Source organism: Duganella sp., from assembly GCF_039595735.1.
Classification (GTDB): domain Bacteria; phylum Pseudomonadota; class Gammaproteobacteria; order Burkholderiales; family Burkholderiaceae_D; genus Rugamonas.
In genome coordinates this window covers 450,140-469,661 of the sequence record NZ_JBCNLB010000002.1, presented here as the reverse complement: position 1 = coordinate 469,661, position 19,522 = coordinate 450,140, and the positions used below count along the sequence as shown (strand labels likewise).

Below are 19,522 nucleotides of genomic sequence, written 5' to 3'. Positions count from 1 at the left end.
TCATGAATCACAAACGTCAACGCATCGCGGTCATCGGCGCCGGTATCTCCGGACTGGCCAGCGCCTATTTCCTTCACCGCGAGCATGACGTGGTGTTGTACGAGGCCGGCAACTACCTGGGCGGCCACACCAACACCGTCGACGTGACGCTGGAAGGCCGCACGCACGGCGTGGACACCGGCTTCCTGGTCTACAACGAACGCACCTATCCGAACCTGATCGCCCTGTTCGACGAGCTGCAGGTGGCCAGCATCGCCAGCGACATGTCGTTTGCGGTGGCCATGGACGACGGCGCGCTGGAATGGGCCGGCACCAATCTCGACACCGTGTTCGCCCAACGCGCCAATCTTGGTTCGCCCTCCTTCCTGCGCATGCTGTGGGACATCCTGCACTTCAACCGCAACGCCGAACGCTTCCTGCGTCAGGCCATGTTGAGCGGCGAAACGCTGGGCCAACTGCTGCAACAGCAGCGCTACGGCGACCGCTTCCGCGATGCCTATCTGCTGCCAATGGCGGCCGCCATCTGGTCCAGCTCTCCGAGCGACATCCTGCACTTCCCGGCCGCCACCTTCCTGCGTTTTTGCCTGAATCACGCCCTATTACAGGTCAATAACCGTCCCCAGTGGCGCACGGTTGCGGGTGGCGCGCGCCACTACGTGCAAAAGATCGCCGCCGTGTTGCCGGACTGCCGTCTCGACACGCCGGTGCATGCAGTGCGGCGTGTGGCGGGCGGCCCGGTGCAGGTCGACAGCAAGCACGGCACCGAAATTTTCGATGCGGTGGTATTTGCCACCCACGCGCCCACCACGCTGGCGCTGCTGCAGAACGCCAGCGCGCGCGAACGCGCCCTGCTCGGCGCGGTGCGTTACCAGCCCAATACCGCCTACCTGCACACCGACGCCAGCCTGATGCCGCGCCGGCGCAAGGCATGGTCGGCATGGAATTACCTGTCCGGCGCGCAGGTGGACGGCCAGCGTCCGGTGTGCGTCAGCTACTGGCTGAACCAGTTGCAGGCGCTGCCGTTCGAGACGCCGGTCATCGTCACCCTCAATCCGCACACGCCGCCGGCGGCGGACAAGCTGCTGGCGAAGTTCGAATACGACCACCCCATCATGGACCACGGCGCCATTCACGCGCAGCAGCAGCTGGAGCAGATCCAGGGCATCGACCGCGTCTGGTACGCAGGCGCCTGGACCGGCTACGGCTTCCACGAGGACGGCCTCAAATCCGCACTGCGCATCGCCTCCGCCTTTGGCGTGGCGCCGGCATGGACTTCGCTGCCATGAAAACCACCGCCGCCCAGCTGGTGTACGGACAAGTGATGCACGCGCGGCTGCGGCCTGCCGCGCACCGCTTCGTCTACCCGCTGTTCTACGTGCGTCTGAACCTGGCGCGGCTTGAACAATGCAACTCGCGCTGGTTCGGCATCGACCGCTGGCGGCCGCTGTCGATCCGCAGCCGCGACTACGGCCCGCGCGACGGCTCCAGCCTGGAACACTGGATGCGCCAGCTGCTGCGCGAGCACGGCATCGAGGCCGATGGCGAGATCTGGCTGCAGACCTTCCCGCGCGTGGCCGGCTACGTATTCAATCCGGTCAGCTTCTGGCAATGCCACGCGGCCGACGGCACGCTGCGCGCCGTGCTGGCAGAGGTCAACAATACCTTCGGCGAAACGCACCGCTACCTGCTGCGCATCGAGGCCAATGGCGTCGCCACCGCGGTGGCGCTCAAGCAGATGCACGTGTCGCCGTTCTGTCAGGTGCAGGGCCACTACCGTTTCCGCTTCCGGCTGGGCGGCGCCAGCCACTGCACCGGCATCGACTATCACGACAACCACGGTCTGTTGCTGCGCACCGCGCTCAGTGGCCGCCCCGCCCCCATGAGCGACCGCGCCATCATCGGCGCCTTATGCCGCTACCCGCTGCTGGGCGTGGGCATCGTATTCCGCATTCACTGGCAAGCCTTGCGGCTATGGCTGAAACGCGTGCCCTTCTTCAGCAAACCACCTGCCCCGCTACACCACACCACCGTGCATCAGGAGACCGTACGATGAATCACACCTTGACCACCCAGCAGTTGGCGGCACCAGCCGGCGCACGCTGGTTTCTCAAACTGCTGAACAACATCCGTGTCGGCCATCTTGAGCTCATCACGCCGGAAGGCGCGCGCATGGTGTTCGGCAATGCGCACGACACCAGCGGCGCCACACTGCAACTGCACGACTGGCGCGCCTGCCAGCGCATCCTGCGCGCCGGTGACATCGGCTTTGCCGAGGCCTACGCCGCCGGCTGGGTGAACACGCCCGACCTGACCGCGCTGCTGCGACTGGCGCTGCGCAACGAGAATGCCCTGGAACGGCTGGTATTCGGCGGCGCCCTGGCGGCCGCATGGTATCGCCTGCGCCACTGGCTGCGGCCCAACACCCGCAAAGGCAGCCAGCGCAACATCCACGCCCACTATGACATCGGTAACGATTTCTACAAGCTGTGGCTGGACCCCAGCTGGACTTACTCCAGCGCGCTGTTCGAGGGTGATTACAACCTGCCGCTGCAGGAAGCGCAACGCCGCAAGTACCAGCGCATCATCGATACGCTGGTACTGCAGCCGGGCCAGCGCGTGCTGGAAATCGGCTGCGGCTGGGGCGGATTTGCAGAACAGGCGGCGCGCCAGGGCATACACGTGCATGGCGTGACCATCTCGCCATCGCAACTGGAGATTGCGCGCCGGCGGGTGCAGGCCGGGGCGCTTGGCGACCGCGTGCAACTTGAGCTGCGCGATTACCGCGACCTCGACGGCCAGTACGACGCCGTAGTCTCGATCGAAATGTTTGAAGCCGTGGGAGAACAATACTGGCGGCAGTACTTCCAGACCGTGGCCGCGCGCCTGCGGCCGGGCGGCCAGGCGCTGGTACAAAGCATCACCATCGGCGAGCGGCATTTCGCGCGCTATCGCAGCAGCACGGACTTCATCCAGCAGTACATCTTCCCCGGCGGGATGCTGCCCAGCGTGGAGCGCTTTGAACGCCAGGCGGCGCGCGCCGGCCTGCAACCGCTGCAGGCCTATGCCTTCGGCCGCGATTATGCGGAAACCCTGCGCCGCTGGGATGCGCAATGCCGCGTCACGCGTCCGCAGATTACCGACCAGGGCTTCGACGAGCATTTCCTGCGCATCTGGCATATGTATTTTGCGTACTGCGAAGCGGCTTTCGACGAAGGCCGCACCGATGTCGTCCAGTTCCTGCTGCAGAAAACCTGAACGGAGCCGCCCATGCTATCGCTGAACCGCCGTATCGACGACTGGCGCGGCCGGCGCGTCTGGCTGATCGGCGCCTCCAGCGGCATCGGCGCCGCGCTGGCGACTGAACTGCTGCAGGCCGGGGCAGTGGTCGCGCTGTCGGCACGCCGCGCCGCACACCTGCAGGCACTGGCAGCGCACGCCGGCGAGGCACAGGCCATCGTCGCGCCGTTCGACATCCTCGATCACGCCGCATGGGACGAGCGCTATCGGCAAATCTGCGCGCGAGCCGGCGGCGTCGACCTGGTGATCTTTTGCGCCGCGGACTACCGCCCCGAACGCAGCTGGGAAATCAACGCCGACGGCGCCGCCCACACGCTGGCCGTCAATATCGGCAGCGTCTACACCGGGCTGACCACCGTGCTGCCGGACATGCTGGCGCGCGGCAGCGGCGGCATCGCCATCATCGCCAGCGTGGCCGGCTACGTCGGCCTGCCCAACGCCAGCGTATATGGCCCCAGCAAAGCGGCGTTAATCAATCTGGCGGAATTGCTGTACACCGACCTGCATCCGCACGGACTGGATGTCTACCTGATCAACCCCGGCTTCGTGCAAACCGAGCTGACCGCCAAGAACGCCTTCAGCATGCCCGCATTGCTGACACCGCAGGAAGCGGCGCAGGCCATCGTGCGCGGACTCCGCGCCGGCCAGTTTGAAATCCACTTCCCGAAACGCTTCACGCTGTTGGTGAAGCTGGTGCGCTGGCTGCCCTATCGCCTGCGCTTTGCCCTGTTCACCCACTTTTTAAAACCGACATGACACCAGCAATCTCCCTGCGTCCAGCCCTGTCCCTGCTGGGCTGGATCGCCCTCACCGCCTGCTTTGCCGCCCTGGGCGCGGCCGGTTCCGCCGCCGCACCAGTGTTCTACGCGCATCTGGACCGGCCAGACTGGGCGCCGCCGGCCTGGCTGTTCGGCCCCGCGTGGACCGTGCTGTATCTGCTGATGGCGGTCGCCGCCTGGCGCATCGCACGCACCGAACGCGCCACGCCGGCGCTGCGCCTCTACCTCGGCCAGCTGGTGCTGAACGCCTTGTGGAGCTGGTTGTTCTTCGCATGGCGCCAGGGTGCGCTGGCGTTTGCCTGCATCGTTGTGCTGTGGTTGATGATCGCCGCCACCACCGCCGTCTTCAAACAACGCGACCGGCTGGCCGCCGCACTGCTGCTGCCCTACATCGGCTGGGTGAGCTTTGCGACCGCCCTGTGCTACAGCATCTGGCAGCGCAATCCTGGCCTGCTGTAATCCACGACAAGGAACAACCATGAACGAGCAGTCCCTGAGCTACCGCGCCGACCACACGCCGGTATCCGAACGCATACGCGCGCGCCTGATGCGTGATGGCGCGCGCTTCCACGCCAACGACAACATCGCCAGCTACATCGAACCGGGCGAGCTGGATGCGCTGCTGGATGAAGTCAGTCAGCGCATGCAGGGCGTACTGGAAAGCCTGGTAATCGACACCGTCAGCGACCATAACTCGCAAGACACGGCGCGCCGCGTCGCCAAAATGTATCTGCAGGAGGTGTTCGGCGGCCGCTATACGCCGGCGCCGTCGGTGACCGAATTTCCCAACGTCTCGCACCTGAACGAGTTGATGATCATCGGCCCGATCGCCGTGCGCAGCGCATGCTCGCACCACCTCTGCCCGGTGATGGGCAAGGTCTGGATCGGCGTGATGCCGAACCAGCACTCCAACCTGATCGGCCTGTCCAAGTATGCCCGCCTGGCCAGCTGGATCATGAGCCGGCCGCAGATCCAGGAAGAAGCCGTGGTGCAGCTGGCCGAGCTGCTGCAGGAAAAAGTGCAGCCGGACGGGCTGGCGGTGATCATGGAAGCTGACCATTTCTGCATGCAGTGGCGCGGCGTGAAGGACAACAATGCGCGCATGATCAACAGCGTCATGCATGGTTCCTTCCTCAAGGACCCTGCCCTGCGGCGCGAATTCCTCTCGCTGATCAAACGTTGAAAAGGAGACGCCATGCTAGTCCGATTGCTGTACGCCAGCCGCGCCGCCGCGCCGGCCGATAACGCCACCGTCAACGCGATCCTTCAGCAGTCGCGCAGGCACAATCCTCCGGCCGGCATCACCGGCGTGTTGTGCCACAGCGAGCGCCTGTTCCTGCAAGTGCTGGAAGGTGGGCGCGAACAGGTGAACCGCCTGTACGCGCGCATCATGGCCGATCCGCGCCACAGCGATGTCACATTGCTGCACTATGAGGAAATCAGTGAGCGCCGCTACGCCGGCTGGACCATGGGGCAAACCAATCTGGATAAGCTCAACACCGGCACCGTGCTGCGCTACTCGGCGCTGCCGGAGTTCGATCCCTACACGCTGAGCGGCGACAGCTCGCTGGCGCTGATCGATGAACTGATGAAGGCCGCCGCAGTACTGGGCCGCGCCTAAGCGAAAAAAAGGCTGGCGTGGGGAGCCGCCAGCCAAAGACCACTACCCCCTACTACTGCACCTTAAAACTTCATCGACACGCGCGCGCCCACGGTGCGCGGATTGTTGTAGTACGCCGCCCAGATCTGCTGTTTCGGCTGGCATGGTGCGCCAACCTGGGTGCAGACTTCGATCGCGTCGTACTTCACTTCCTTGTCGGTGGCGTTGTTGACGAACAGCTCGGCGGTGTAGGCTTTGCCGCGCGGCTCGTAGCGTACGCTCAGATCCAGCGTGGTGTACGCAGCCTGCATCTTCACGCCAGGATGGCCCGGCACGTCGTTGGCAAACGCACCGGAACCGATGAAGGATTCGGTCTCGTGGTGCGCCGAGATGCGCGGCGTGATGCGGCCCTTGCCGGTGTCGAAGTCATGCTCGTACATCAGCGTGGTGGCAAAGGTCGGCGCGTGTTTCAGCACGCTGCCGCCGACATTGACGGTCGGCGCGGTGGTGCCGCAGGACTGGCCGTTGGCGCGCGCAGCATCCACGTCGCAAGACAGGAAGTCGTCATAGCGCGCTTTCAGCCAGGTGGCATTGCCGCTGAAGCGATCAACGCTGGTCGGACGCCATGCCCATTCAGCCTCGATACCTTTGACCGAAGCGCCGGCGGCATTGAAGTTCTGCAGCGTGTTGTTCACCACCTGCGACTCCAGCTTGTCCTTGTACTTCATCCAGAAAGCGTCGATGTTCAGCGACAGCTGGCGGTCCAGCAGGTCCGACTTGAAACCGAGTTCATAGCTGGTCAGCTTTTCAGGTTTGGTGGTGGCGCCGCCGTCGCCAATCGCCGGCGAGTGGAAGCCGGTGGTGACCGAGGCGAAGGTCAGGATATCTTTCGACACCTTGTACTCCACGCGGCCCAGCCAGGTCGCCTGGCCGTAGGCCAGATCGGCGGTGTTGTCGCCGTAGGTATTGCCGCAGGTGGCCTGGTTCACCACGCCGCCCGGGCCGATGTTGTGGGTGTTGATGGTGCCGGTGCCCGGCGTGACCAGCTGCGCGATCTGGTTCGGCGTCAGCGTCGCGCCGCGCGGCGCGTTGTCCGGCCAGTTCGGGCAGGCCCAGTTCTGGCCGCCGATATCGTACTTGTGGTCCTTGGTGTAGCGCGCGCCGGCGGTCAGCTTCCACACCGGGTCCAGTTCATAACTGGCCTGCGCAAAGGCGGCCTTGGAATGCAACTGGCGGTTGCCCTGGATGAAGGACATGGCCGATGCATATTGGCCCACGGTCGGCTGCACGAAGATCACACTGCCGTTGGCGATATCCTGCGCCAGCATCTCCTCCGAAATCTGGCTGCGGTCGATGTCGAAGCGGATCTTGTTCTTCTCACGGAAGAAGAACAGGCCGCCCACCCATTGCAACGGCGCTTCGGAATCCGAGCGCAGTTGCAGCTCATTTGAGACGCTGTCGAACTGGCCCCACTCGGTACGGTTCTCCGCTTTGAAGCCTGGATAGAAACCGGCATCCGCATCGCTGGCGTTGCTACGTTTCAGGCGGCTCCACGCGCCGAGGTACTGCGCTTCGATGCCCTCGATCGGACGCCACTGCACCTTGGTCTTGGCGGTGATGATGGATTGATCCAGCGTCCCTGGCGTGTCGATCAGCGCCGAGCGCAAATCCTGGCCCGGCTTCGGCTCGGCCGACAGATAGATATTACCGGCGCCGGTGTCGGCGTAGTAGTCGGCGATGAAGGTGGCCTTCAGGTCCGGCGTGAACTTCCACAGCAGCGAAGCGCGCGCGCCCTGCTGGTTGCCGGCGCCGTACTTCTGCGCGCCCGGCATGACGTTGGAGCCTTTGCGGAAGTCGACATAGCCGTCATGCTGGTCCTTGATGGCGGCGATGCGCAACGCGATGTCATCGCTCAGCGGGATGTTGATCATGGCTTGCGTTTGCAGGCGATGGTAGTCGCCCACCGTCACGCTGGCCGAGCCGAACACCTTCTGCGTGCTGGGCGCGCCGGACACCAGATTGACCGCGCCGGCGGTGGAATTGCGGCCGTTCAGCGTACCTTGCGGGCCGCGCGCCACCTCCACGTGGTTCAGATCATACATCAGCGCCGTCGCGCCCTGTGGACGCGGCACGTAAATGCCATCGACGTAGAACGCCACTGCCGGATCGCCCAGCTCCGTGTGATTGGCCGAGCCGACGCCGCGCATATACACGTGCACACCGCCCGAATCGCTGTGCGGCTCCACCACCAGACTGGGCACCATGGCGGTCATGGTGGCCAGATCCTTGACCTGATTATTGGCCAGCGTGTCCTGGGTGTAGGCCGTCACCGCCAGCGGGGTGTCCTGCACCAGCGTATCGCGGCGGGTGGCGGTGATGATGATTTTCTCGACGTTGTCACCGGCCGCCTGCTGCGCGTAGGCAGCGGTGGTCATGGCGATCTGCGCAATACTGAAAGCTAATATCGTTTTTTTCATTGTCTATCCTCGCTTCTTCCAAGTGGAACCGCTTCCACCACAAGACGCACGAAGGCGTCGGGCCATACCGTGGCAGACCCGGTGATTATTCCGGGGTCAGGTCCGCCATTTCTACACGGCCTCAGCCGTATTACGGCTGAGGCCGTGTAGAAATGGCGGACCTGACCCCGGAGTTTAGAGCCGCTGTTCGCTGGCTCCGTCAAACAGGGAAATACGATTGGTCCGGATCGAGAAGCTGAGCTCCTTTTCCGTTTCAATCAGCTGCTGCTCTTGCACTATGCCCGCAACCTGCGTGCCGTGGAAGTTCAGCCATACAACGCGATGCGCGCCCATGGCCTCGATCAGCGAGACCGACGCGCGCACTGCCTGACCGACGCCGTCGCCATGCCCGACGTCGATGTCTTCCGGCCGCACACCGAGCACGCAGGCGTGCTTGCCGGTCAGCGGCTGCTTGAAGGGATAGCCGGTCACATCGACCGACAGGTGTTCGTTCTTGAAGACGCTGCGGCCACCCTGCTGCTCCAGCTCCCCCTTGAACAGGTTCATGCCCGGGGAACCAAGGAAGGTCGCCACGAACAGATTGGCGGGCGTATTGTAGATGACGTCCGGCGTGTCGAACTGCTGCACCACGCCGCCCTTCATCACGGCCATACGCTGCGCCAGCGTCATCGCCTCGACCTGATCGTGGGTGACGTAGATCATGGTCGCGCCCAGCTGTTTGTGCAGCTGTTTCAGTTCGCGCCGCAGTTCCGTGCGCAGCTTGGCGTCAAGGTTGGACAGCGGTTCATCGAACAGCATCACATCCGCTTCACGCACAATGGCGCGGCCGATCGCCACGCGCTGACGCTGACCACCCGACAGGTTGGCCGGCTTGCGCTTCAGCAGCGGGCCAAGTTGCAGCATGTCCGAAGCGCGCGAGACGCGGCGGGCGATTTCCGCCTTCGGCGTGCCGCTGATGCGCAGGCCGAAGGACATGTTCGCTTCCACATTCATGGTCGGGTACAGCGCGTAGGACTGGAACACCAGCGCGATGCCGCGGTCCTTGGGATCGGCCCAGGTCATGTCCTTGCCGCCGATTTCGATCTGGCCGGCGCTGGTGTCGATCAGGCCCGCAATGCTGTGCAGCAGGGTCGATTTGCCGCAGCCCGAAGGGCCGAGCAGCACCACGAACTCCCCTGCTTTCACGTCGAGGTTGAGCGACTCGATCACCTTGTTGCCGCCCAGCTGAATCTGCAAATTACGAATAGCTACGTTAGACATGGTTTAACCCTTCACTGCGCCAGAAGCGATGCCGCGCACGAACCAGCGGCCGGAGATAAAGTAGAGCGCCAGCGGCACGATGGACGTCAGTATCGTGGCCGCCATGTTGACGTTGTACAGGCGCTCGCCGGTGGTGGTGTTGATGATGTTGTTCAGCTGGACCGTCATCGGCAAATGCTCGCTGCCGGCAAACACAAGGCCCAGCAGGAAGTCGTTCCAGATGCCGGTCACCTGCATGATCACCGCCACCACGATCACCGGGGTCGACATCGGCAGCATCAGTTGCAGGAAGATGCGCCAGAAACCGCCGCCGTCGATGCGCGCTGCCTTGAACAGTTCCAGCGGCAGCGCCGCGTAGTAATTGCGGAATAACAGTGTCATCACCGGCATGCCGAAGATGGTGTGGATCAGGATGATCCCCGGCAGGGAACTGAACAGGTTTACCGCCGCCAGCACCCGCACCAGCGGATAAATCATCACCTGCACCGGAATGAAGGCACCCATCATCAGGACCGCAAACAGGAAGCCGGCACCGCGAGGACGCCAGAACGACAGCGCATAACCATTGACCGCGCCGATGGCGATCGACAGGATGGTGCTTGGCACCACGATGGCGACCGAGTTCCAGAAGCCGCCCTTGATGCCGTTGCATTCCAGGCCGGTGCAGGCCGAAGACCAGGCCTGCACCCACGGCTCCAGCGTGAAGTGCTGCGGCAGCGCGAACAGCGTGCCGAGACGGATTTCTTCCATCGGCTTCACCGAGGTGACCAGCATCACGTACAGCGGCAGCAGGAAGAACAGCGCCACCACGATCAGGAAGCCATACACGCCGATGCGGGCCGGCGTCCACGCCAGCTTGCGGCGCGGGCGCGGTGCCGGGATGCTGGCGTCGTTGGCGGCGGCCAGGCGGGCCTGCTCCGCGGCGTGCGCGGCATCAGCGGTTTTATCGAGTTTCACAACTTGTCCCATCATGCCCCCAATGCGGCGCGGCGGTTGCGCACGAAGTACAGCGGCGCGACGATCGCCAGTACCGTCAGCAGCAGCACGATCGAAGCAGCGGAAGCCAGGCCAATATTGGCGCGGCCAAACAGATAATCCATGATGAACTTGGCCGGCACTTCGCTGGCCGTGCCGGGGCCGCCCTGCGTCATCGCCACCACGGCGTCGAATACCTTCACCACCATCACAAACAACAGCACGAAAGCGGTCGATACGGATGGTCCCAGCATCGGCAGCACGATGCTGAGGTACACGCGCCAGCGCGGGATGCCGTCGATACGAGCGGCCTTCCAGATCTCCTCATCCACGCCACGCAGGCCGGACAGCATCAGCGCCATCACCAGGCCGGAGGCCTGCCACACGGTGGCGATCACGATCGTGTAGATGGCCATGTCCTGATCGACTATCCAGTCGAATTGCGCGTTGGTCCATCCCAGCTTGTGCAGCACTTCCTGAATGCCCAGCTCCGGATTCAATATCCACTGCCAGATCAGGCCCGTGGCCACAAACGACATCGCGTACGGATACAGGAACACGGTGCGCAGCGCGCCTTCGGCCATCACTTTCTGATCGATGAATACCGCCAGCAGGAAGCCGATGATCAGGCACAAAGCGATGAACAGCACCCCGTACACCGCCACGTTTTGCAGCGACAGCAGCCAGCGCTCGTTGTTGAACAGGCGGATGTACTGCGAGGCGCCGACAAAGTCGCTGGCCGGGAAAGTGCGCGAGCTGCTGACCGAGACGCGCGCCGTCCACAACATGGTGCCGAGGTAGGCCAGCAACACGGTCAGCGCCATCGGCAGGATGGCGATGTAGGCCGCGAATGAAACGTTCTGACGTTTCTTGACCATGGCTTATTCGCCCTTGATGGCGCGGGCGAAGGCTTTCTGCGCATCGTCCGCGGACTGGTTCTTGTTCCAGTAGCTGGTCAGTACATCCTGCAGCGCGCCGGTGGTGTCCGGGGTGGCCAGCATCTCGGTGTTAGGCAGCTGGCGCGACTTGTCCTTCATGATGGCCAGGCCCTGCCTGGCGCAGATATCGAGCTGCGATTCATCGACGTCGCCGCGAATCGGGATCGCGCCTTTACGCGCGGCGAACGCCACCTGTGCCGATGGAGACGTTACCACATTGGCCAAAAGCTTTTGCGCCTTGACGGCATTGGCGTCGTTCGTTTTCGGGAACACGAAGGCGTCGCCGGCGACGATGTACGGCGCCTTCGGACCAAAGCCCGGATAGCAGCCAAAGTCTTTGCCCGCCACCTGTTTGGCGGCGGCGAATTCGCCCTTGGCCCAGTCGCCCATGATCTGCACGCCGGCTTTGCCCTGCACCACCATGGCGGTGGCATCGTTCCAGTTGCGGCCCGGCGAGCCGGCATCCACAAAGCCTTTCAGCTTTTTGAATTCGATCAGCACCTGTTTGAACTGCGGCGACATCACCGCCTTCTGGTCGCGGTCACGATACACCTTCAGGTAGAGGTCAGCGCCGCCGACCATGGCGAAGATGGCGTCGAAAGTGATCTTCTCCTGCCACACCTGGCCGCCGAAGGCCAGCGGCACTACACCGGCGGCTTTCAGCTTGGCCAGCTGCGCCAGGAATTCTTCCCAGGTTTGCGGCTCGTTGGTGATGCCGGCTTTTTTATACGCGGCCTTGGAGTAGAAGAACCAGGCCGGCATGTGGATGTCCACCGGCGCGGCGTAGAAGTGGCCATTGATCTTGATCGCCTGCAGGATCGACGGCGGCATGATCTGGTCCCACTTGCCGGCGATCGCGACGTCGTCGACATTATTCAGCAAGCCCTGTTCAACGAAGTCGCGGAACTGCCTGGAGGTGTTGAACTGCGCGGCAGTTGGCGCATTGCCGCCGACGATGCGGTTGATGGTGGTGGCGCGCGATTGATCGGCGCCGGCGATGGCCTGGTCGACCCACTGGCCGCCGGCCTTGTTATATGCTTCCGCAAACTGCTTGACGGCGGCCGATTCGCCGCCCGAGGTCCACCAGTGAATCACGGTGGCTTTCAATGGCGCTTGCGCATGCGCGGCGCCGCTTGCCGCCAGGGCCAGCGCAACTGCGCCGGCCAGTTTTGAGGCCTTGATCATACTGTTTGTCTCCCTTGTGAGCGTCGCGCGCCCTATTCTATTCGTCTGGCTTAGTTTTGGGCAGACCGCTCTGCCAGGAACTGTGTCACCAGTTTTGCACTCTGTTTCAGCGTACGCTTCTGCGTGGCGTAATCGACATGGATGATACCGAAACGGCGCTCATAACCAAAGGCCCATTCGAAATTGTCCATCAGCGACCAGATAAAGTAACCGCGCACGTCGACGCCCGCCTTCACCGCCTGGTTCACCGCCTCCAGGTGGCGGTTCAGGAAGGAGATGCGCTGGTGGTCGCGCACCTCGCCGTCCACCACCACATCGTCGGTGGCCATGCCATTTTCGGTGATGTAGATCGGCGGCAGATTCGGATAATCGCGGTGGAAGCCGATCAGCAGGTGGCGCAGGCCGTCCGGGTAAACTTCCCACCCCATCTGCGTGCGCTCCACGCCTTCCAGATCGACTTCCACATAGCCGTGCTTACCGTCGCTCACCACATTGGTGCGGAAGTAGTAGTTGATGCCTAAAAAATCGAGCGGCACGCCGATGATGTCCATGTCGCCATTCAGGATGGTCGGCTGGGCGCCCGGCCACAGCTCCCACAGTGCCGATGGATAGGACTTTTTCAGCAGCGGATCGAGTATCCAGTTATTGTGCTGCAGCTCGAACAGCCACGCCGCGCGCTGGCCTGCGGCGCTGGGGTCGGTACTGGTGCCGCGTCCGACGTTGGCGACGATGCCCACCTGCGCCGCGGGATCGTTGGCGCGCAGATGCTTGACCGCCAGACCGTGGCCGAGCAGCAGATGGTGCATGGCCTGCGTCGCGAACACCACGTCCTGCTTGCCAGGCGCGTGGTGGCCGGTGCCATAGCCGTGCATGGCCGAGCACCATGGCTCGTTCAGCGTGGCCCAGGCATCGACCAGGCCTTTCAGCTCCCGGCTGATCATGTCGGCGTAGTCGGCAAACTTGTAAGCGGTGTCGCGGTTGACCCAGCCGCCCTTGTCTTCCAGGTGCTGCGGCAGATCCCAGTGATACAGCGTGACGTAGGTTTTCAAGCCTTTCGCCCGCAGCGCCTTCAGCAGCTTGCGGTAAAACGCGATGCCCTTCTGATTCGGCTGGCCGTCGAGCGTCATCACGCGCGGCCAGGAAATCGACAGGCGGTAGGCGCCCACGTTCAGCGACGCCAGCAACTCCACGTCCTCTTCCCAGCGGTGGTAATGGTCGCAGGCGAATTCGCCGGTGTCGCCAGCCAGGGTCTTGCCTGGCGTGGCGGAGAAAGTATCCCAGATCGACGGCAAGCGGCCGTCCTCGTGAATGGCGCCTTCGATCTGGTAGGCGGCAGTGGCTGCGCCGATCAGAAAATCCTTGTTCCACAGGACCGACTCGGCCGGCGGCGAAAACGTCTGCTCTACCACAACATCTCCTTGATTTATATTAATGTGGAAGCGCTTCCACAAGATGTTGTCGATAGTACTACCGAAGAATTTCGGGTGTCAACAGATTTGTAGTGGAGTTACAAAAACGGCACAGTCGCCAACAGCGCTGTGCCGTCTGGGTGCTGCCGGGCAGCGTAGGGAAATTACTTCTTGTCGGTCGGCGTCGGTGGAACCGGCGCGAACGGGAAGGTGCCGAACAGGTTCTTGCTCTGGTTCTGCATCTGCTCCTGCATCTGCACGAACAGGCTCTTGCTCTGGTCGATGTAGTTGTTCATCATGCCCTGCATCATCGGGCCCTGGACATTCATGAACTGGGTCCACATCTCCGGGCTGAACGGCTGGCCACCGACCGCGGTGCTGGTGAACTTACGCTGGATGTCGGTAAACGCCTGGACGTTCTTTTCCAGATACGAGCCCATCATGCCCTGCATGGCGTGGCCGTAGAAACGGATGATCTGCGCCAGCACGTCGCTGGAGAACATCGGCGCGCCGCTGGCTTCCTCTTCCAGGATGATCTGCAACAGGATGCTGCGGCTCAGGTCCTCATTGGTCTTGGCGTCAACCACCGTGAACTCTTCGTTGTCCAGCACCAGTTGCTTCACGTCGGTCAACGTGATGTAGGAGCTGGTCTGCGTGTCGTACAGACGACGGTTCGGATATTTTTTAATCAGGCGGTCAGCATTTTTTTTCGCACTACTCATCACAAGTCCGTTTATTGCGCCGCAGCGCGTGTCTCTTAAAAATCGGAAAGAAGCGGATCGATCATCCGCTTCCCGCGTGCCTACTTTACTTATTATAGAGGGGAAAAAGCCCGTCTTGCACAATCTGATATAACTTTTGGCCTTTATTGCAACGCAACCATTTTTACATCCAGACAATGGGCCGGCTTTTTCCCCAACGTAATTAATCTGCCTTCACCTTAACATAACGTCCCGGCGCCGGCTCGATCGGCGTGTAACGGCTATTGCCCGGCTTGGCCTTCGGTTTGACCTTTTTGCCGCCGTTATCATTCAGGAAGGTCGACCATTCGGGCCACCAGCTCCCCGGCTTTTCGGTGGCGCCATCGAACCATGCCGTGGCGGTTTTGGCCTTGCCACTGTCATTGATCCAGTAGCTGCGCTTGTTCTTGGCTGGCGAATTGATCACACCGGCAATGTGGCCGGACGCGCCCAGCACGAAGCGGCTGTTGCCGCTCAGGACGGCCAGCGAATCAAACGCCGACGGCCACGGCACGATATGGTCTTCGCGCGAGCCGTACACAAAGGACGGCACATCGATCTTGCTCAGGTCCACCTTCTCGCCCGCCACCACCAGTTTGCCGGTCTTGAGCCTGTTTTCAAGGTAGGTGTTACGCAGATACCAGCAGAACATCGGCCCCGGCAGATTGGTGCTGTCCGAGTTCCAGAACAGCAGGTCGAATGCGGCCGGATCGTTACCCTTCAGGTAGTTGGACTGCACGTAATTCCACACCAGGTCGTTCGGACGCAGGCTGGAGAAGGTGCTGGCCAGGTCGCGGCCCGGCATCAGGCCGCCGCCCTTGAGCTGTTGCTCGCGGATCGACACCTGCGCCTCATCGACAAACACGTCCAGCACGCCGGTATCGCGGAAGTCGAGGAAGGTGGTCAGCAGGGTCAGGCTGTTGGCCACCTGCTCGCCACGCGCGGCCAGCACCGCCAGCGCGGTCGAGACGATGGTGCCGCCGACGCAGAAGCCAAACATGTTCAGCTTATCTTCGCCGCTGATGTCCTGGGTCACGCGGATGGCCTGGATCACGCCCTTCTCGACGTAATCGTCCCAGGTGGTGTTGGCCAGCGATTTGTCCGGATTGCTCCACGAGATCAGGAACACGGTATTGCCCTGCTCCACCGCGTAGCGCACCAGCGAATTTTCCGGCTGCAGGTCGAGAATGTAGTATTTGTTGATGCACGGCGGCACCATCAGCAGCGGCACCTGGTTGACGGTGGCGGTTTTCGGCGTGTACTGGATCAGCTGGAACAGCGGGTTCTCATACACCACCGTGCCCTCGGTGATGGCCAGGTTGCGGCCGACCTCAAACGCCGATTCGTCCGACAGCGAAATATGGCCCTTGTTCATATCGCCCAGCATATTGACCAGGCCGCGGGTCAGGCTCTCGCCCTTGGTTTCGATCAGCTTTTGCTGCGCTTCCGGATTGGTGGCCAGGAAGTTGGCCGGCGACATGGCGTCTATGATCTGCTGCACGGCAAAGCGGATCTTCTGTTTTTGCTGGGGAGTGGCTTCCACCGTCTCCACCATCGCGTTCAGGAATTTGGCGTTGAGCAGATAGGCGGCGGCGTTGAACGCCGACATCGGATTGCCCTGCCACGCGGCCGAGGTAAAGCGGCGGTCGCTGATGGCCGGCGCCTTGCCGCTGATGAACTCCTGCCACAACGCACCGAAGTCCCTGAGGTATGCGTTTTTCAGCTGCTCCATCGCCTCCGGCTTGATGTGCGCGCCTGCATCCTGCATCATGGCGGCCAGCGGATTGGACTGCATCCAGGCACTGGCAAAAGCTTGAGGATCTGGCATATTCATCTGTGATTCCCTAAAAGTGAGTTAAACACAATGCTGATTGTTGCTGTTGCTTGGATCTACGTAGTCGGCCTGATGGCGTTGACGGAAACTTCCATCGTTGCGGGAATTGTAACGTTTTTGTTCTATTGCGTGCTGCCCTTGGGGACGGTGATGTACATCGCCGGCAGCAGCCAGCGCAAAGCCCGGCGGCGGGCCGCCTTACAGAAAGACCAGCCGCCGCCGCAATAAGTTCATTTGATCCAGATCAGCGTGGCCTGACGGCCGGTGACGCCGTCGCGGCGATAGGAGTAAAACCGGCCGGAATTGGACACGGTGCAGAACTCGCCCCCGTGCACTTCCGCCACCCCGGCGCGGTGCAGCAGATAGCGCCCCAGGCCGTAGATATCGGCCAGGAACTTGCCCGGCTTGCCGTCGATGGCGCTGAAGGCCGCCTCGACATGGCGCACGCCGGACGCGTCCAGCGCGCCCTGCAGGAAAGCCTGCCGGACCTCCGGCCCCACCTCGAACTGATACTGGCCGATGGCCGGCCCCATCCACGCCACCAGGTCGCCGGCGCCGGCCGCGCGCATGGTTTCCACCGTGTTTTCCAGCACCCCGGCAGCCAGTCCGCGCCAGCCCGCGTGGGCCGCGCCGACGGTCTTGCCCTGTCTGTCGCAGAACAGGACTGGCAGACAGTCCGCCGTCATGATGGTGCAGACCTTGCCGGGAATGGTGGAGAAACAGGCATCGGCTTCCGGCACCTGCTGCGGCCGCACTTGGGCCAGATTGACCACCGCCGTGCCGTGCACCTGCGACAGCCAGACCGGCTCGTCCGGCAACTGGGCGCGCAGGATATCGCGGTTCTGTGCCACATTGTGCGGCTGGTCGCCCACGTGGGTGCCCAGGTTGAGGCCGCCGCCGCCCATGCCATCGTCATACGGCGCGGGACTGACGCCGCCGCGCCGGGTGGTGGACAGCACCCCGATATTTTCTGGCAAGCCCGGCCAGTGCGGGATCAGCCACTGCTGGTGTATCGACATCAAATCTGTTCCGGTTCCTCGATGCCGGCACGGGCCAGCAGTTCGGCAAAATCCTGCGCCAGCGGCACCAGCCACTCGCATGCTTCACCCGTGGCCGGATGCACCAGCCCCAGGCGTCGCGCCTGCAGCGCCTGACGCGGGAAATAGTCGGCCAGGTGCTGCTTGCCGTACACCGTGTCGCCCACCAGCGGGAAGCCGATCGACTGCATGTGCACGCGGATCTGGTGGGTGCGGCCGGTTTCAAGGCGGCACTGCACCAGACTGACGGGACGGCCCTCGCCCAGCTTGCCGCTGGCGATCAACGCGTAATGGGTGATGGCCGGCTTGGAGCCCATGCCGGTCGACACCGCCATCTTGACGCGGTCGCGCGGGTGGCGTCCCATCGCAGCATCAATAGTACCGCTAATGCGCGGCGTGCCCCACACCAAAGCGAAATACTCGCGCTTGACGGTACGGGCGGCCAGCTGGCGCACCAGGTCGGTCTGGGCGGCCAGGGTCTTGCCGACCACCATCAGGCCGCTGGTATCCTTGTCCAGCCGGTGTACGATGCCGGCGCGCGGCACCCCGCTCAGCTGCGGGCAATGGTGCAGCAGGCCGTTCAGCAGCGTGCCGGACCAGTTGCCGGCGCCGGGGTGGACCACCAGGCCGGCCGGTTTATTAATGACAATCAGGTGCTCATCTTCAAAAACAATGTTAAGGTCGAGCGGTTCCGGCTTAAAAGCCTCGTCTTCCGGCTCCGGTTGGGGCAGAATGATGACCTTCTCGTCGCCGTAGACAGTGTCCTTGGTGCTTTTGGCGGTTTTACCGTCGACCGTGACAAAACCGTCGCTAATCCAGGTTTGCAGGCGGCCGCGGGAAAATTGCGGCACCAGGCCGGAGATCACTTTATCGAGGCGCTGGCCGCAGTGTTCGGGGCTCAGTGCGAGTTCGATGGGCGCCAGACCGTCGTCATCGTCATCGTGGAGCGCCAGTTCGGCGTCGGCATCGTGTTCGGAGGAAGATTCGGCCAAATTCGGCTTTGCGTTTAATATCACGGTAATCCTATCGGCTATAATTAGCCTCGTAAAACTTTGGTTAAACAGTTTCTTGCAAAAGATATGCAAAAAAAATTATCGGTAGTCGCAGCAACAGTAGTTCTGCTTGGTTTGTCCGGTTGTGGCCTTTTCTCTGAAAAAGCCGACGAAACAAAAGGTTGGAGCGCTACGAAATTATACTCGGAGGCGAACGAAGAACTGGAAGGCCAGCACTACGAGCGCGCAATTCAGCTGTTTGAAAAGCTGGAATCGAGCTATCCATTCGGCACCTACGCCCAGCAGGCGCAGATGAATATCGCCTACGCTTACTACAAGTCGCAGGACCAGGCGCAGGCGCTGGCGGCGGTGGAGCGCTTCATCAAGCTGCACCCGAATCACGCCAACGTCGATTACATGTACTACCTGCGCGGCCTGATCAACTTCAACGATCAGATCAGCTTCCTGAACTTCGTCTACGAGCAGGACGCCACCGAGCGTGATCCGAAAGCCACGCGCGAAGCGTACGCGGCGTTCAAGGAGCTGGTGACCAAGTTCCCGGAGAGTAAGTATACCCCGGATTCCCTGGCGCGCATGCGTTATCTGCTGAATGCGATGGCCTCGTATGAGATTCACGTGGCGCGCTACTACTACCGTCGTGGCGCCTACCTGGCGGCGGCCAACCGCGCCATGGGCATCATGAACGACTTCCGCGACACGCCGTCGATCGAGGAAGCGCTGTTCATCATGATCCGCAGCTACGACAAGCTGGGCATGACCGAGCTGAAGAACGACACCGAGCGCGTCTTCAAGCTCAACTACCCGAACTCCAAGTTCCTGGACGAAGGCAAAAAGGCCGGTCGCAAGTGGTGGAACTTCTGGAGCTCCAACGCCAGCATGTAAAAACTCCGGGGTCAGGTCCGCCATTTCTACACGACCTCTACCGTAGCGTTTGCTACGGTAGAGGTCGTGTAGAAATGGCGGACCTGACCCCGGAGT

The 19,522-nt window shown here is 62.4% G+C and carries 19 protein-coding genes; 9 read left to right on the top strand and 10 right to left on the bottom strand.

Going from position 1 to position 19,522, the window contains the following annotated elements; translation table 11 throughout:
• Window positions 1-2 precede the first annotated feature (2 nt).
• From ABDW57_RS07185 to ABDW57_RS07155, 7 genes are read left to right on the top strand one after another with little or no spacing between them, the layout of a single operon-like run.
• Window positions 3-1,286: an FAD-dependent oxidoreductase gene (locus ABDW57_RS07185; protein WP_343729518.1), complete on the top strand. Its 1,284-nt coding sequence runs from the start codon at window positions 3-5 to the stop codon at window positions 1,284-1,286.
• Window positions 1,283-2,053, top strand: a complete 771-nt coding sequence (locus ABDW57_RS07180; RefSeq protein ID WP_343729575.1) for a DUF1365 domain-containing protein — start codon at window positions 1,283-1,285, stop codon at window positions 2,051-2,053. The genes ABDW57_RS07185 and ABDW57_RS07180 overlap by 4 nt, the downstream gene beginning before the upstream one ends.
• On the top strand, window positions 2,050-3,255 hold the full coding sequence (locus ABDW57_RS07175; RefSeq protein ID WP_343729517.1) for a cyclopropane-fatty-acyl-phospholipid synthase family protein: 1,206 nt from the start codon (window positions 2,050-2,052) through the stop codon (window positions 3,253-3,255). The genes ABDW57_RS07180 and ABDW57_RS07175 overlap by 4 nt, the downstream gene beginning before the upstream one ends.
• A 12-nt stretch (window positions 3,256-3,267) precedes the next feature.
• On the top strand, window positions 3,268-4,053 hold the full coding sequence (locus ABDW57_RS07170) for an SDR family NAD(P)-dependent oxidoreductase (protein ID WP_343729516.1): 786 nt from the start codon (window positions 3,268-3,270) through the stop codon (window positions 4,051-4,053).
• Entirely contained in the window at window positions 4,050-4,535 is a 486-nt protein-coding gene (locus tag ABDW57_RS07165) for a TspO/MBR family protein (protein ID WP_343729515.1), read from the top strand. Before ABDW57_RS07170 ends, ABDW57_RS07165 begins: the two co-directional genes overlap by 4 nt.
• Before the next feature lie 19 nt (window positions 4,536-4,554).
• Window positions 4,555-5,259, top strand: a complete 705-nt coding sequence (locus tag ABDW57_RS07160; RefSeq protein ID WP_343729514.1) for a GTP cyclohydrolase I — start codon at window positions 4,555-4,557, stop codon at window positions 5,257-5,259.
• A gap of 12 nt (window positions 5,260-5,271) precedes the next feature.
• Entirely contained in the window at window positions 5,272-5,697 is a 426-nt protein-coding gene (locus tag ABDW57_RS07155) for a BLUF domain-containing protein (protein ID WP_343729513.1), read from the top strand.
• A 62-nt stretch (window positions 5,698-5,759) separates the two neighbouring features.
• Here ABDW57_RS07155 and ABDW57_RS07150 read toward each other — a convergent pair whose 3' ends face one another.
• The 8 genes from ABDW57_RS07150 to phaC all read right to left on the bottom strand — a co-directional run bounded on the left by ABDW57_RS07150 (window position 5,760) and on the right by phaC (window position 16,494).
• Entirely contained in the window at window positions 5,760-8,153 is a 2,394-nt protein-coding gene (locus ABDW57_RS07150) for a TonB-dependent receptor (RefSeq protein ID WP_343729512.1), read from the bottom strand.
• 174 nt (window positions 8,154-8,327) lie between these two features.
• Window positions 8,328-9,413, bottom strand: a complete 1,086-nt coding sequence (locus ABDW57_RS07145) for an ABC transporter ATP-binding protein (protein WP_343729511.1) — start codon at window positions 9,411-9,413, stop codon at window positions 8,328-8,330.
• A 3-nt stretch (window positions 9,414-9,416) separates the two neighbouring features.
• Window positions 9,417-10,319 carry a carbohydrate ABC transporter permease gene (locus ABDW57_RS07140; protein WP_343729574.1) on the bottom strand — a complete coding sequence of 301 codons (903 nt, stop codon included), beginning with the start codon at window positions 10,317-10,319 and terminating at the stop codon, window positions 9,417-9,419.
• A 62-nt stretch (window positions 10,320-10,381) separates the two neighbouring features.
• Window positions 10,382-11,266 (bottom strand): sugar ABC transporter permease, encoded by an 885-nt coding sequence (locus ABDW57_RS07135; RefSeq protein ID WP_343729510.1) that lies wholly within the window; start codon window positions 11,264-11,266, stop codon window positions 10,382-10,384.
• A gap of 3 nt (window positions 11,267-11,269) precedes the next feature.
• The gene (locus ABDW57_RS07130; protein ID WP_343729509.1) at window positions 11,270-12,511 is read right to left on the bottom strand and encodes an ABC transporter substrate-binding protein; all 1,242 of its coding nucleotides are present in this window, start codon (window positions 12,509-12,511) and stop codon (window positions 11,270-11,272) included.
• Between the two features lie 50 nt (window positions 12,512-12,561).
• Window positions 12,562-13,920: a GH1 family beta-glucosidase gene (locus ABDW57_RS07125; RefSeq protein ID WP_343729508.1), complete on the bottom strand. Its 1,359-nt coding sequence runs from the start codon at window positions 13,918-13,920 to the stop codon at window positions 12,562-12,564.
• A gap of 164 nt (window positions 13,921-14,084) precedes the next feature.
• Complete coding sequence (gene phaR, locus ABDW57_RS07120; RefSeq protein ID WP_176648436.1) at window positions 14,085-14,642, bottom strand: polyhydroxyalkanoate synthesis repressor PhaR; 558 nt, start codon at window positions 14,640-14,642, stop codon at window positions 14,085-14,087.
• Between the two features lie 202 nt (window positions 14,643-14,844).
• The gene (phaC, locus tag ABDW57_RS07115) at window positions 14,845-16,494 is read right to left on the bottom strand and encodes a class I poly(R)-hydroxyalkanoic acid synthase (protein ID WP_343729507.1); all 1,650 of its coding nucleotides are present in this window, start codon (window positions 16,492-16,494) and stop codon (window positions 14,845-14,847) included.
• Window positions 16,495-16,524: 30 nt separating this feature from the next.
• Here phaC and ABDW57_RS07110 point away from each other — a divergent pair, with 30 nt between their 5' ends.
• The gene (locus ABDW57_RS07110; protein WP_343729506.1) at window positions 16,525-16,722 is read left to right on the top strand and encodes a hypothetical protein; all 198 of its coding nucleotides are present in this window, start codon (window positions 16,525-16,527) and stop codon (window positions 16,720-16,722) included.
• Window positions 16,723-16,724: 2 nt separating this feature from the next.
• On the opposite strand, the gene pgeF is transcribed toward ABDW57_RS07110, so the two are convergent.
• Window positions 16,725-17,513 carry a peptidoglycan editing factor PgeF gene (pgeF, locus tag ABDW57_RS07105; protein WP_343729505.1) on the bottom strand — a complete coding sequence of 263 codons (789 nt, stop codon included), beginning with the start codon at window positions 17,511-17,513 and terminating at the stop codon, window positions 16,725-16,727.
• Window positions 17,513-18,523 carry an RluA family pseudouridine synthase gene (locus ABDW57_RS07100; protein ID WP_343729504.1) on the bottom strand — a complete coding sequence of 337 codons (1,011 nt, stop codon included), beginning with the start codon at window positions 18,521-18,523 and terminating at the stop codon, window positions 17,513-17,515. Before ABDW57_RS07100 ends, pgeF begins: the two co-directional genes overlap by 1 nt.
• An 87-nt stretch (window positions 18,524-18,610) precedes the next feature.
• Here ABDW57_RS07100 and ABDW57_RS07095 point away from each other — a divergent pair, with 87 nt between their 5' ends.
• Window positions 18,611-19,426 (top strand): outer membrane protein assembly factor BamD, encoded by an 816-nt coding sequence (locus ABDW57_RS07095; RefSeq protein ID WP_343729503.1) that lies wholly within the window; start codon window positions 18,611-18,613, stop codon window positions 19,424-19,426.
• Window positions 19,427-19,522 lie beyond the last annotated feature (96 nt).

Excerpts from the sequence above, each read along its gene's own strand:
- ABDW57_RS07135 (WP_343729510.1), bottom strand. The coding sequence starts at position 11,266 with ATGGTCAAGAAACGTCAGAACGTTTCATTCGCGGCCTACATCGCCATC.
- pgeF (WP_343729505.1), bottom strand. The coding sequence starts at position 17,513 with ATGTCGATACACCAGCAGTGGCTGATCCCGCACTGGCCGGGCTTGCCA.
- phaC (WP_343729507.1), bottom strand. The coding sequence starts at position 16,494 with ATGAATATGCCAGATCCTCAAGCTTTTGCCAGTGCCTGGATGCAGTCC.
- ABDW57_RS07110 (WP_343729506.1), top strand. The coding sequence starts at position 16,525 with ATGCTGATTGTTGCTGTTGCTTGGATCTACGTAGTCGGCCTGATGGCG.
- ABDW57_RS07180 (WP_343729575.1), top strand. The coding sequence starts at position 1,283 with ATGAAAACCACCGCCGCCCAGCTGGTGTACGGACAAGTGATGCACGCG.
- ABDW57_RS07160 (WP_343729514.1), top strand. The coding sequence starts at position 4,555 with ATGAACGAGCAGTCCCTGAGCTACCGCGCCGACCACACGCCGGTATCC.
- ABDW57_RS07185 (WP_343729518.1), top strand. The coding sequence starts at position 3 with ATGAATCACAAACGTCAACGCATCGCGGTCATCGGCGCCGGTATCTCC.
- ABDW57_RS07155 (WP_343729513.1), top strand. The coding sequence starts at position 5,272 with ATGCTAGTCCGATTGCTGTACGCCAGCCGCGCCGCCGCGCCGGCCGAT.
- ABDW57_RS07095 (WP_343729503.1), top strand. The coding sequence starts at position 18,611 with ATGCAAAAAAAATTATCGGTAGTCGCAGCAACAGTAGTTCTGCTTGGT.
- ABDW57_RS07165 (WP_343729515.1), top strand. The coding sequence starts at position 4,050 with ATGACACCAGCAATCTCCCTGCGTCCAGCCCTGTCCCTGCTGGGCTGG.
- ABDW57_RS07150 (WP_343729512.1), bottom strand. The coding sequence starts at position 8,153 with ATGAAAAAAACGATATTAGCTTTCAGTATTGCGCAGATCGCCATGACC.
- ABDW57_RS07175 (WP_343729517.1), top strand. The coding sequence starts at position 2,050 with ATGAATCACACCTTGACCACCCAGCAGTTGGCGGCACCAGCCGGCGCA.
- ABDW57_RS07170 (WP_343729516.1), top strand. The coding sequence starts at position 3,268 with ATGCTATCGCTGAACCGCCGTATCGACGACTGGCGCGGCCGGCGCGTC.
- ABDW57_RS07130 (WP_343729509.1), bottom strand. The coding sequence starts at position 12,511 with ATGATCAAGGCCTCAAAACTGGCCGGCGCAGTTGCGCTGGCCCTGGCG.
- phaR (WP_176648436.1), bottom strand. The coding sequence starts at position 14,642 with ATGAGTAGTGCGAAAAAAAATGCTGACCGCCTGATTAAAAAATATCCG.
- ABDW57_RS07145 (WP_343729511.1), bottom strand. The coding sequence starts at position 9,413 with ATGTCTAACGTAGCTATTCGTAATTTGCAGATTCAGCTGGGCGGCAAC.